The organism is Parafrankia sp. BMG5.11 (genome assembly GCF_004337455.1).
In genome coordinates this window covers 80,576-92,947 of record NZ_SJXI01000088.1, presented here as the reverse complement: position 1 = coordinate 92,947, position 12,372 = coordinate 80,576, and the positions used below count along the sequence as shown (strand labels likewise).

Sequence of the window (12,372 nt, the reverse complement as noted above, 5' to 3'; positions counted from 1 at the left end):
CGATGAGTACCACCACCATCGCCGCGCACCAGGACAGCGCCAGCGCCGTCGGCCGGGAAACGCCGCCGGCCCAGCCGCGGCGGGTCGGGGGCGGCCTGCTCGACCCGAAGCAGCTCTGGACGTCCCTGCCCAGCGCGGTGCGCAAGCTCGACCCGCGGACCCTGTGGCACAACCCGGTCATGCTGATCGTCGAGGTCGGCGCGGCGTACACCACCGTCCTCGCGATCACCGACCCGTCGGCGTTCGGCTGGCTGATCACCGTGTGGCTGTGGCTCACCGTGATCTTCGCCAACCTCGCCGAGGCCGTCGCGGAGGGGCGCGGCAAGGCGCAGGCCGCCGCCCTGCGCCGGGCCAGGACCGACACCGTCGCCCGCCGGCTCGTCGGCTGGCAGATCGGGCAAGCTGTCGAGGCCGCGACCGTGGAGAACGTTCCCGCGCCGCGCCTCGCCCAGCACGACCTGGTCGTCGTGGACGCGGGGGAGTTCATCCCCGGGGACGGTGACATCGTCGAGGGCATCGCCAGCGTCGACGAGTCGGCGATCACGGGCGAGTCGGCGCCGGTGATCCGGGAGTCCGGTGGTGACCGGTCCTCGGTCACCGGTGGGACGAGGGTGCTCTCCGACCGGATCGTCGTCCGGATCACCCAGAAGCCCGGGGAGAGCTTCATCGACCGGATGATCGCCCTGGTCGAGGGCGCGAACCGGCGGAAGACCCCGAACGAGATCGCGCTCAACATCCTGCTGGCCGCGTTGACCGTCATCTTCCTGTTGGCCGTCGCCACGTTGCAGCCGCTGGCGATCTACTCGAAGGCGCAGCAGCCGGCGCTGCCGGACAGCTCCACCCTGACCGGTGACGGGATCACCGGGATCGTGCTCGCGTCCCTGCTGGTCTGCCTGATCCCGACCACGATCGGTGCGCTGCTCTCCGCGATCGGCATCGCCGGGATGGACCGGCTCGTCCAGCGCAACGTGCTCGCGATGAGCGGCCGGGCGGTGGAGGCCGCCGGCGACGTCAACACCCTGCTGCTCGACAAGACCGGCACCATCACCCTGGGGAACCGGCAGGCCAGCGCGTTCCTCGCCGTCGGCGGCGTGAGTGAGGCCGAGCTCGCGGACGCCGCCCAGCTCTCCTCGCTCGCCGACGAGACCCCCGAGGGCCGCTCGGTCGTCGTGTTCGCCAAGGAGCACCACGGCCTGCGCGAACGCACCCCGGGCGAGCTGCGGCACGCGACGTTCGTGCACTTCACCGCCCAGACCAGGATGTCCGGCGTCGACCTGACCGCCGAGCCCACGGACGGCGCAGTGCCCGGCGCCGCGGCGGGGGAGCGGCGGGTTCGTAAGGGTGCCGCCAGCGCGGTCACCCGGTGGGTACGGGAGAACGGCGGCCAGGTGCCGGCCCAGGTCGGGGAGATCGTGGACGGCATCTCCGCCTCGGGTGGTACCCCCCTCGTCGTCGGCGAGATCACCGACGGCCCGTCCGGCCCGGCCGCGCGGGTGCTCGGCGTCATCCAGCTCAAGGACGTCGTGAAGTCCGGCATGCGGGAGCGCTTCGACGCCATGCGCCGGATGGGTATCCGCACCGTGATGATCACCGGGGACAACCCGCTCACCGCGAAGGCGATCGCCGACGAGGCGGGTGTCGACGACTTCCTCGCCGAGGCGACTCCGGAGGACAAACTCGCGCTGATCCGCAGGGAGCAGGCGGGCGGCAAGCTCGTCGCGATGACCGGCGACGGCACCAACGACGCGCCCGCGCTCGCGCAGGCCGACGTCGGGGTGGCCATGAACACCGGCACGTCGGCCGCGAAGGAGGCCGGCAACATGGTCGACCTCGACAGCAACCCGACGAAGCTCATCGAGATCGTCGAGATCGGCAAGCAGCTGCTCATCACCCGCGGGGCGCTGACGACCTTCTCCATCGCCAACGACGTCGCCAAGTACTTCGCGATCATCCCGGCGATGTTCGCCGGCGTCTACACCGGCCTGGACAGGCTCAACGTCATGCGGCTGGCCAGCCCCGAGTCGGCGATCCTCTCCGCGGTCATCTTCAACGCCCTCGTCATCGTCGCGCTGATCCCGCTCGCGCTGCGCGGTGTGCGCTACACCCCCGCCAGCGCGTCGAAGCTGCTCAGCCGCAACCTCTACGTCTACGGCCTCGGCGGGATCGTCGTCCCGTTCGCCGGCATCAAGGTCATCGATCTTCTCGTCCAGTTCATCCCGGGAGTGGGCTGAACCATGTCAACTCGGCTTCCGTCCTGGCTGCGCCAGCACCTCGCGGCGCTGCGCGCCCTGCTCGTCCTCACCGTCCTGCTCGGGCTGGCCTACCCGCTGGCGATCCTGGCGATCGCCCAGCTCCCCGGCCTGAAAGACAGGGCGGACGGGTCCTTCGTCACCAACGCCGCCGGCCAGCGGGTCGGTTCCTCCCTGATCGGCCAGTCGTTCACCGACAGCGACGGCAACGCGCTGCCCGCGTACTTCCAGAGCCGGCCGTCCGCCGCGGGCGACGGCTACGACCCGACCGCCACGTCGGCGTCCAACCTCGGGCCCGAGGATGTCGTCGACACCCCCGACGACCTGGCCACCCCCGAGGACGAGAGCGGGCAGAGCCTGCTCACCCAGGTCTGCGAACGCAGCCTGGCGATCGGTGAGCGGGAGGGGGTCGACGGCGGCCGGAAGTACTGCACCGCCTCCGGCGTCGGGGCCGTCCTCGCCGTCTACCACGCCGGCCCCGGTCCCGCCGGCCCGATCATCCGGGTGGTGAGCGCCAACGAGCCCTGCCCCACCACCTCGTTCCTCGCCACCTACCAGGGAGTCGCGGTCGCCTGCCGCGCCCCCGGCGACGACATCGCCGCGGGTGAGCGGGTCCTCGTCCGCGGCGACGCTCCCGAGACCCCGGCCGTGCCCGCCGACGCGGTGACCGCCAGCGGCAGCGGCCTCGACCCCGGCATCAGCCCGGCCTACGCCGAGCTGCAGATCCCGCGGGTCGCCCGCGAGCGTGGCCTGCCCGCCGGCAAGGTCCGTGACCTCGTCAACGAGAACACCACCGGCCGGGCCCTGGGCTTCATCGGCGAGCGCAGCGTCGACGTCCTCGAGCTGAACCTCGATCTCGACGCGCTCGCGCCGGCCGCCGCCGCCGCCCGCAGCTGACGGAACGGTTCGCCGCGCCGGGTCCCCGGTTGCGCAGGATCCCCGGTTGCGGTGGGTCCTCCCTTGCGCTGAGTCCGCCGTCACATGCTGGTCCGCGTCCTTGAACCGGAAGGATTTCCTCCGCTTGTGTTAGCTTAACCGGAAGAGATCCTTCCGTTAATGACCTAGGTCGTGCGGCCGGTCGCAGCGGCGCAGGGCCAGGCCGACGCGACCCACGAAGGGCCGAACATGACCGATCTGTCCACGCAGACGAAGCCACGCTCGGCGCAGGCCCGCGCCCGCACCTCACCGGGGCGGGCGCGGGCCGAGCTCGTCGTCGTCGGATTCGGCGCGCTCGTGGTGTCCATGTCGCAGTCCCTGCTCGTGCCGGTGCTGCCGACGCTGCCCGCCGAGCTGAACGCCTCGGCCAGCGAGGTCGAGTGGCTGCTGACCTCGACGCTGCTCGTCGCCGCCATCGCGGTGCCGGTGTTCGGGCGGCTGGGTGACATGTTCGGCAAGCGCCGGCTGCTGCTGGTCGCCCTCGCCATGCTCGTCGTCGGCTCGCTGCTCGCCGCCCTGACCGACAACATCGCGCTGCTGATCGTCGGCCGTTCGATGCAGGGCGTGTCGACGGCGGTCATCCCGCTCGGGATCAGCCTGCTCAGCGCGTTGCTGCCGCGCGAGCGTGCCGGTTCGGCCATCGCCCTGATCAGCGCGATGCTCGGGGTGGGAGCCGCGGTGAGCCTGCCGATGGCCGGCCTGCTCGCCGACCACTTCGACTTCCACATCCTGTTCTGGATCACCTTCGCTGGCGGCGCCGTCGCGCTCGCCGGCGTGTTCGCGATCGTGCCCGAGGCGCCCAACCGCCGCGGCGGCCGGATCGACTTCGTGGGGGCCGTGCTGCTGAGCGCGGCGCTGGTGGCGCTGCTGCTCCCGCTCGCCGAGTCCGCCAACTGGGGCTGGGGCTCCGCCCGGGTGATCGGCCTGCTCGCGCTGGCCGTCGTGCTGCTGGTGGCGCTGGGGCTGGCCGAGCTGCGCATCCGCGAGCCGCTGGTGGACATGCGGACCCTGCGCCGGCGCCCGCTCGTCCTGACGAACCTCGCCTCGCTGCTGTTCGGCTTCGCGCTGTTCGCGCTGCTGATCGGGACGTCGTCCTACGTGCAGGCACCCGAGACGAGTGGGTACGGCTTCGGCTCCTCCATGGTCGTCGGCGGCCTCGTCCTGCTGCCCGGCGCCCTGGGGATGCTGTTCCTCGCCCCGGTCTCCGCGCGGCTGGTGGCGATGCGCGGCGCCGGGCAGACCCTCGCCCTGGGCGCGGTCATCGTCGCCGTCGGATGGCTGGCGCGGATCACCTTCACCGGGTCCATGCCGGAGATCATCGCGGGTACGACGGTGGTCGGCGTCGGGACGGGCATCGGCTACGCGGCGATGCCGTCACTGATCAACGCGCACACCCCGCCGGAGGAGATCGCCGCGGCCAACGGCCTGAACACGCTGTTCCGGGCGATCGGCAGCTCGCTGGCCAGCGCCATCGGCGGGAGCATCCTGGTGGCGGAGACGATGACCGTCGGCGCGGCCGAGCTGCCCTCCCTCACCGGCTACCGGGAGCTGTTCGGCCTGTGCGCCGGGGCAGCGGTGGCGGCGGCGGTCGCCGCGCTGGCGATCCCGCGCCACCGGGCGGCCACGCCCGCCAGCTGAGATCCGTCCCGAACGGAAGCGGCGGTCCCGCGGGAGTCGACTCCCGCGGGACCGCCGCCTGCTCGTCGGTCGAGGTCCCGGCTGAACGGCCGACCGTCCAGCCGGGTGGCCGGCTGGTCAGGAACTGGAGCCGTCGGCGCAGAGCCGTCGGTAGGCCACCTCGAACGCGGCGCCGGCCTGGTTGATCCGGACGAACGCGTTGCACTGCAGCGGCTGGGTGGCGTTGGTGCCGAGGTTCACCGGTTCGATCAGGCCACCGGCGTCGTAGTTGGTCACCTTCCGCAGCCCGCTGATGAAGGCCTCGCGGGTGGGGCAGTCACCGGCGATCTCGAGCCCGCGCAGGAACAGGTCGGTGTACAGGTAGGCGTACATCGCGAACTGCTGCTCGGGAACGACGGTCTCGGGCGCGAAGCGGGTCATGGCGTCGCGGTAGCGCTGGACGGGGGCGTCACCCATCTCGAACGGCTTGAAGTTCACCCCGAACGAGACCCCGGCGAGGGACGGCCCGAGCTGGTGCAGGACGTTGCGGTCGTACCCGGTGAGCGAGAGGCTGCTGACGATCCGCACGTTGGCGGCGCGGGCGGCCCCCAGCACGTCGGCGAGGTCCTCGGGAGTCGAGAAGCCGATCAACGCGTCGGCGCCCATGCCGGACAGCTGCTGCGCCACCTGGGCCGGGCTGTCGGTGCTCCGCGCGAAGGAGATGGTGTCGCCCGTCGCGAGCCCGACCCTGCCGAAGGCGGCCTTGTACCGCTCGATCGTCTGCAGCGTGAAGGCCCCCGATCCGGTGATCAGGAAGGCGACCTTCTTCGCGCCGCTGAGCTGGAGGTATCGCCCGGCGGTCTCGGGCGCGACCTCGTACATGAACGAGAAGAGGTTCGGGTAGTTGGCCCAGGCCGGCTGGATGAGGCCCGAGACGGGGATCTTCTGCGCTGCGAGGCTGTCCACCGAGCCGCTGAGGAACGCCGTGGCCGTCACCAGTCCGAAGACCGAGCGGTCGCGGACGAGCTCCGTCGTGGCACGGGCGTCCTCCGTCGCGGACGAGCCGTCGTCGCGCCACTCGTAGGCGATGCGGCGGCCGTGTACCCCGCCCTCCTGGTTGGCCAGCCCGATCCGGGCGTCGAGACCGGCGCGGGCCGAGGAGAGCGCGCTGCTCCCGGTGCCCGAGTCGGAGTACACGAAGCCGATCTTCACCTGGTCGGGCGTCACTCCGGGGCTGTTGCAGGCGGCCGGCGAATCGCCACCGCCGCCCGTGCTCGAGCACCCGGTCACGGCGACAGCGAGGGCCGCGACCGCCGCCACGCTGAGCCGTCTTGTCAATCCGCCTAAGCGCACCAGTAACCCCACAGAAGATAAACAGCGACTTGACGGGGAGGCGCGTGGCGGTCCGCCTCCGGCCCGCGCCCAGGTCGGCGCTCCCCGTCCAAACCTTCATCGTTTATGAATCGTCTGGATGTTAGCAGGGCGGAGATAGCGGCAGTCGCGGCGGGTCCGCCATGCCGCGCGATGCTCGGGCCGCCTTGCGCCAAATCGCGGAAGGGGCCGGAAGTACCCTCCAGAAACGGATCTGGTAAGGCGCCGGATTCATGATTTCCGTCACTGCAGGACGGCGTTCTCTCGATTCCTTCCGGGGCGCCCGGGCCATGGTGGCCGTCGGGGATGAATCGGATCGGGCCGAATGTGATGGATTCGGCCGATGGTGTTGGCCGCGGGCGTGCTTCCGGGCGCCCCAGGTCGACTGGACGGCGGCCGGCCGGAGCGTGGATTCGGCGGAATCGGGTGGTTTAGCGGGAATCGTTCCGGCGGGCCGTGTCCGTGACGCCTGCCGGTCTGCCTGGACTGCCCGGCGCGGGCCGTGACGTGTGCTCGCGAAACGTACGCGGGTGAATAGGGGTGCCAGGTGCGGCCGGCGGAAGGCGGTGGGCCGCCCGTGGGTTCGGCGGCGCGCCTCCCTTGGGCGAATGTCCGGCCTGGGAGCTGGGACGTCACCCCCTGTGGTGATTGGACGGTCGTGGGTGCGCGGCCTGCGTGGAACCGGCTCGGGAGCCGCCGGTCGACGGGCCCCACGGCTGCCCCGGGCCGCGGGTGGCGCGGCTCGTCGTACTTGCGCCAGGTGCTGGGATTTATGTAGTTAAGCGGCCGTAAATGTCCCATATGTGAGCGCGGGTGATGTGTGACCCTGCACACTTCGCGGCTGGCGGGTCGGTGCGCATCTCCTGCGGGTCATCAACGCTGCTGGACGGAACGCGTCCGAGCGGTGGCCGGCCCGATCCTGGTGTCGTCGCCGCAAAGGATCGCCTGACGGTGCGCCGAGCCGGTGTCGGTCTTTCTGTTCCTGGCGGGGCTGGAGCGCCTCTTTCGTCGGTGACGGTCGGTTCTGAGTGTCTTTTGTGGGACGGGCGTCGTCAGCGGATTTCGGGGTATCTAGAACCTGGTTTCATGGAAATATGAAAGCTTTAAGACAACGGACTCCTTTCGTGGATGATGTTTTTGTGGCATGTTTGCGGGTCGGCGTTCCCGCTCAAGAGAACGGGGTTTTTAGAATTTGTCCGCCGGAAGTAAATGGCCTGGGAAAGCGATCTGAGGCGGCGTGGAGCCCGTCCGGAGCGGTGCCGCTTGTGATCCCGGCGCCGGGTTTTTACGCGGCGAAAATGATGATTTCTCTCGATTGTGGCTGCGGGCGCGGCAGGCCCGTGGTTGCGGTGCGTCCCGCGGCGGATGACCGGACCGCCGTGCCCGTTCCGGGGCGGGCACGGCGAGGGCGCCCGACACCGGGGCCGGTGGCCGTGGTCCGCGCCGTCGCCCGCGTGCGCGGACGCCAGTGCGCTCATCGGTGAGACATGTCTCGGTTCCCCGCAGGCGTTGACAGGGGGCGGGGTCTTGCCCCACCCGGCCCGGGGTCAGCCGGGGTCGGGGATCAGCAGTTGTTCGCCTGGAGCCGGAGGTCCACCGCCGCGGACGTGCCCTGACTGGTCCCGGGCGCCGGCGACTGTGTGACGACCGTGCCGAGGCTCGCCGCGCCCAAGCACTCGTACAGGTACGGGATGTTGGTGAACCCGAGCTGCCGCAGCGTGGTCGCGGCGTCGTCCAGCGACATCCCGCGGACGTCCGGCACGGTCGCGCAGTTCTGCGCCTGCAGGTAGAGGTGCACCGGGGCCGTGGGGGCCAGCCGGGCGCCGGCCGCCGGCTCCTGCCGGACCACGTTGCCCGTGTTCGCCGATCCGTAGCAGTCGTACAGGTACGGGATGTTGGAGAAGCCGGCCGCCTTCAGCGCGGAAGAGGCATCGGCGAGAACCATGTTCAGCACCCCCGGCACGGCCACAAGCCCATCACCGGGTGGCTGCTCGGTGACCGCTGATCCACCGGTCGGCTCGTCGCCCTGCCGGGGCGCCGGCTGCTCGCCGGTCGAGGCGGTCGAGCCACCCGCGGCCGCTGACCCGGCCGCCGGTGATCCGGCGGCCTGGACGGGAGCGGCCGGGGCCGGGCCCGCGGTCGTGCCCGGGCCGGTCGCCGCCGGCGCGGACCCGACCGGGGCGGCCGGGTCCGCCGGGTCCGCCGGCGCGGTGGCCGATGCCGACGAGGCCACGGCCGGCGCGGACGTCCTGATGGCGGCCCGTACCTCGGCGAGTTCCTGGGCCGTGCCGGAACCGCCCCCGCCCCCGACGGCGTCGGCGAGCGCCCACGACCCGGCGGCGAGGACGACGGCGGTGGCGACGGCGGCAGCGGCCCAGGGCAGCCAGCGTGGCCGGGCCCGCCGCCCGGGCCGCCCGGTTTCCGGGGACGATCCGAGCAGGTCGTCGGCGGTACCGGCGGTACCGGCGGTCCCGGCCGCGGCAGCCGTGGTGGTCTCGACATGCGCGGTGGTCGTGGCATGCGCGGTGGCCGGGTCGGGGGAGCGTGCCGGCACGGGGGACACGGGGGAGAGGTCGCCCGGCAGGGGAGACAACAGGGTCTCGTGCGCGTGGTCTCCCGCGGCGGGCTCCGCCGCATTCCCGGGCTGGCCTTCCAGGCGGACCCCGACCGGTGACAGGGACATCCCGGGCCGTGGTGAGATGACCGTGTCGCCGGGAGCGCCGGGAGCGCCGGGAGCATCGGAAACACCGGGAGCGCCGGAAACGCCGGCGGGGTCGGCCTCGTGGGGTCCGGCGGGGGCGGTGTCGGGACGGCGGTCCGCGATCACGGCGCCTGGGCCGCCACCCGGGACGCTGATCATTGTCGCCTCGGGTGCGTCCAGGCCCGCCTCGGCGAGGTTCGCTTCACCGAGGGCCGCGTCGGTGCCCGCCAGCGCCGCCGTCAGCTCGGCGCGGGCGTGGCCGGCCGTGGCCGGGCGATCGCCGGGGGACTTTGCGAGCAGGCGGGCTATGACGGCCCACAGCGTTCCGGGCAGGGCCTCGAGGGGAGCGGGCGTCTGTTCCAGATGCGCCCGCAGCATGGCGATCGGATGTTCGGCGTTGAACGGCGGCCGGCCGGCCAGCAGCTCGTAGACGACGATCCCGATGCTGTAGAGGTCGGCGGCCGGCGTGGCCCGGGTCCCCTCGGACAACTCCGGGGCCATGTACCTCGGCGTCCCGATCAGCCCGGTGAGCCGGGTCATCGACGGGCCGTGGGCGATCCGCGCGATCCCGAAGTCGGTCAGCATCGCCCGCGGGTGCTCGGGGTCCGTGGTGTCGATCAGGATGTTGTCCGGCTTGATGTCCCGGTGGACCACACCCGTCCGGTGCACGGCGGCGAGCGCGTCCAGCACCTGGCTGACGAGGAGCACGGCCTCCCGCGGCGCCAGCACCTCTCGCGCGCGCAGGTACTTGCGCAGGTCGACACCGTCGACCAGGTCCATCACGATCGCGAGAGTGCCGCCCTCGACGACGAGGTCCCGGACCTTGACCAGGTGCGGGTGGTCGAAGCCCAGCAGGAGCTCACGTTCCCGCAGGAACCGCTCGACGACGTCGCTGTCGTCCGCGAGCTCGGCGCGAAGGATCTTGGCCGCCACCGGCGTGGCGTCAGCCTCGCGCTCGCCCCGCCACACCTCGCCCATGGCGCCGCGACCGAGTGGTGCATGCAGAACGTACTGCGAACCGAGTCGGCGCATCGCCGGCGTACCCCCCCGCCGTAAGCCATGTGGCGGAGAGTGAGTCTAATCCGCCCAGGTCAGCGGATCAGCCGCTCCGGATCAGGTGGCAGGGAAGGTCGAGGCGAGTCAACGGCGCCAGCCCTGCTCGTCGCGTTCGGCGACGGCGACTGCCGCGGATGGAGCGCCCGTAGCGCCCGTAGCGCCCGGAGCGGGCGGGGTGGATGAGGGGGACGGGGTGGGCATGGGCACTCCTCGGGTGAGGTGCTCCCGCCTTTGCCGATGGGGGCGCGCCATCCGTGGTGCGTTCGCCATGATGTCGCCATGACGGTGGAGACGGTCAGCCTGCGCCTCGGCCGCGGCGGGAACGGGGTCGGGAACGAGAACCGGGGCTGCGCGGACGCCCCTGGCGGCACCGTTCCGGTGAGCGTCGCGGCGCCCGCTTCGGCAGTGTCGCCGCGTGGCGGGGTCATCGTCATCCCCGACGCACGCGGAATCACGAACTATGTGCTCTCGGTGTGCGAGCAGCTGTGCGCCGAAGGCTGGCTCGCGCTGACGCCGCACCTCTACCACCGGGACGGCCTGACCGAGGTGCCGGTGGCCGAGGGTTCGTCGAAGATGCTGACGCTGACCGCGGCCGGCATCGCCGCCGACGTGGACGCCTGCCTGGAACACCTGGCCACGGTGGGGCTCCCGCCGTCCCGGGCCGCGATCATCGGGTTCTGCATGGGCGGCACGGCGGCGTTCCTCACCTCCGTGCGGCACCGCCTCGGCGCCGCGGTCTCCTTCTACGGCGGCGCGGTCAGCACCCCGTACTGGACGGGCGCCCCGCCGCTGCTGGACGTCGCGGACCAGCTGCGCACGCCGTGGCTGGGGCTGTACGGGGAGAACGACACCTGGGTCACGCCGGACGAGATCCGGTCGCTGCGCGCCGCTGCCGCACGGGCGCCGGTGCCGACCGAGCTGATCAGCTATCCAGGCGCCCAGCACGCCTTCCACACACCCGAGCGGCCCTCCACCCACAACCCGGTGGCCGCCCGCGACGCATGGGCCCGGATGCTCCGCTGGCTGGAAACCCACGTAGCCACAACCTGAGCCACGCCGCCGGCGCCCTGCCGGGGGTGCCGGGCGGTGGGGTCAGAGCGGTGGCGTCAGAGTGGTGGGGTCAGGCCGTCGAGGAGCTCGAGGGCGACGAGGTCGTCGTAGGTCTCGCGGCGGCGGATGAGATCCGCCCGGCCGCCGCGGACGAGAACCTCGGCCGGCCGGAGCTGGCTGTTGTAGTTACTCGTCATAGTCATTCCGTAGGCACCCGCACTGAAGATCGCGATGAGATCCCCGGAAACCATCGCCGGCAGGGCCCGGCCTTTTGCCAGATAGTCGCTCGACTCGCAGATCGGGCCGACCACGTCGTAGTCGACGAGGTCATCGATCGACTGCTGGTCCCGTGAGCGGGGAACGGTGCCGTTCACCGGAGTCACCGGCCACATGAAGTGGTAGCTGTCGTACATCGCCGCGCGGACTATATGGGTCATCCCGGCGTCGATCACGACGAGCTCGCGGTCGCCCGCGCGCTTGCGGTAACGGACGGTGGCGAGCAGGATGCCGGCGTTGGCCGCGATCGTCCGGCCCGGTTCGAAGACGACCTGCCCGCCGCGGTCGACGAAGCCCTGCAGCCGGGGGCAGATCGCCTCCGCGAAGTCGTCCCAGCCCGGGGCGCTGCCCTCGGTGTACTCGGCGGGGAAGCCGCCGCCCACGTTGAGGGTGGTGACGCTGTGCCCGTCGGCCTCGAGACCGGCGGTGAGCGCCAGGATGCGGTCGAGCGCCGTCGCGTAGACCCCCGGGTCGAAGATGGGGCTGCCGATGTGCACGTGGAAGCCCTCGGCGCGCAGGAATTCGTCGGTGGAGGCGGCCCGGAACAGCGCCGCGGCCCGTTCGATGTCGACCCCGAACTTGGCGCCGCGGATGGCGGTGGTGGTCCGGGCGGGGGTGCGCATGTCCGGCGCGATGTCGGGGTTCACCCGGATCGCCAGGCGCGGCCGGCGGTCCTCCTCGCGCGCGACGCGCGCCAGCAGCTCGACCTCGGCCTCGGACTCGACGTTGATGCAGCGGATGTCGTGGCGGACCGCGGCGCGCAGCTCGTCGACGGACTTGCCCACCCCGGCCAGCACGATCCGCTCCGGGTCGACCCCGGCGACCAGCGCGCGGTGCAGCTCCCCGCCACTCACCGTGTCGATGCCGGCGCCCTGCCCGGCGAGCAGCCGGAGCAGGTGAACATTGCTCAGCGCTTTCGCGGAGAAACAGATGAGCGGGTTGATCGACTCGAACGCCTTCGCGAACCGCACATAGTGATCGACGAGGGTCGCCGCAGAGTAGACATAGGTCGGCGTACCGAATTTTTCGGCCACCTCGCGTAGCTCTGTCTGCTCACACCACAACGTGCCGTCGCGATAGGAGAACTCGTCCATCTGCATCCTCACCGTGATGGCC

The 12,372-nt window shown here is 71.7% G+C and carries 7 protein-coding genes; 4 read left to right on the top strand and 3 right to left on the bottom strand.

Annotated features, from left to right (window positions below; translation table 11 throughout):
• Nucleotides 1–2: 2 nt before the first annotated feature.
• The 3 genes from kdpB to E0504_RS42480 all read left to right on the top strand — a co-directional run bounded on the left by kdpB (nucleotide 3) and on the right by E0504_RS42480 (nucleotide 4,823).
• Nucleotides 3–2,231, top strand: coding sequence for a potassium-transporting ATPase subunit KdpB (gene kdpB, locus E0504_RS42490; RefSeq protein ID WP_131627183.1), 2,229 nt, complete (start codon nucleotides 3–5; stop codon nucleotides 2,229–2,231).
• A 3-nt stretch (nucleotides 2,232–2,234) separates the two neighbouring features.
• Nucleotides 2,235–3,146 (top strand): potassium-transporting ATPase subunit C, encoded by a 912-nt coding sequence (locus E0504_RS42485; RefSeq protein WP_112107006.1) that lies wholly within the window; start codon nucleotides 2,235–2,237, stop codon nucleotides 3,144–3,146.
• A gap of 228 nt (nucleotides 3,147–3,374) precedes the next feature.
• Nucleotides 3,375–4,823 (top strand): MFS transporter, encoded by a 1,449-nt coding sequence (locus E0504_RS42480; protein WP_112107010.1) that lies wholly within the window; start codon nucleotides 3,375–3,377, stop codon nucleotides 4,821–4,823.
• Between the two features lie 117 nt (nucleotides 4,824–4,940).
• On the opposite strand, the gene E0504_RS42475 is transcribed toward E0504_RS42480, so the two are convergent.
• Together E0504_RS42475 and E0504_RS42470 are read right to left on the bottom strand one after the other, a co-directional pair.
• Entirely contained in the window at nucleotides 4,941–6,155 is a 1,215-nt protein-coding gene (locus tag E0504_RS42475; RefSeq protein WP_112107007.1) for an ABC transporter substrate-binding protein, read from the bottom strand.
• Nucleotides 6,156–7,737: 1,582 nt separating this feature from the next.
• The gene (locus E0504_RS42470) at nucleotides 7,738–9,906 is read right to left on the bottom strand and encodes a serine/threonine protein kinase (RefSeq protein ID WP_131627181.1); all 2,169 of its coding nucleotides are present in this window, start codon (nucleotides 9,904–9,906) and stop codon (nucleotides 7,738–7,740) included.
• 303 nt (nucleotides 9,907–10,209) lie between these two features.
• On the opposite strand from E0504_RS42470, the gene E0504_RS42465 reads away from it, so the two are divergent.
• Nucleotides 10,210–10,980, top strand: coding sequence for a dienelactone hydrolase family protein (locus E0504_RS42465; protein ID WP_112107307.1), 771 nt, complete (start codon nucleotides 10,210–10,212; stop codon nucleotides 10,978–10,980).
• A 56-nt stretch (nucleotides 10,981–11,036) separates the two neighbouring features.
• On the opposite strand, the gene lysA is transcribed toward E0504_RS42465, so the two are convergent.
• Complete coding sequence (gene lysA / locus E0504_RS42460; RefSeq protein WP_071060001.1) at nucleotides 11,037–12,350, bottom strand: diaminopimelate decarboxylase; 1,314 nt, start codon at nucleotides 12,348–12,350, stop codon at nucleotides 11,037–11,039.
• Nucleotides 12,351–12,372: the final 22 nt, after the last annotated feature.

What these genes read in the sequence shown, in the direction of transcription:
- kdpB (WP_131627183.1), top strand. Translation starts at nt 3, where the DNA reads ATGAGTACCACCACCATCGCCGCGCACCAGGACAGCGCCAGCGCCGTC.
- E0504_RS42470 (WP_131627181.1), bottom strand. Translation starts at nt 9,906, where the DNA reads ATGCGCCGACTCGGTTCGCAGTACGTTCTGCATGCACCACTCGGTCGC.
- lysA (WP_071060001.1), bottom strand. Translation starts at nt 12,350, where the DNA reads ATGGACGAGTTCTCCTATCGCGACGGCACGTTGTGGTGTGAGCAGACA.
- E0504_RS42465 (WP_112107307.1), top strand. Translation starts at nt 10,210, where the DNA reads ATGACGGTGGAGACGGTCAGCCTGCGCCTCGGCCGCGGCGGGAACGGG.
- E0504_RS42485 (WP_112107006.1), top strand. Translation starts at nt 2,235, where the DNA reads ATGTCAACTCGGCTTCCGTCCTGGCTGCGCCAGCACCTCGCGGCGCTG.
- E0504_RS42480 (WP_112107010.1), top strand. Translation starts at nt 3,375, where the DNA reads ATGACCGATCTGTCCACGCAGACGAAGCCACGCTCGGCGCAGGCCCGC.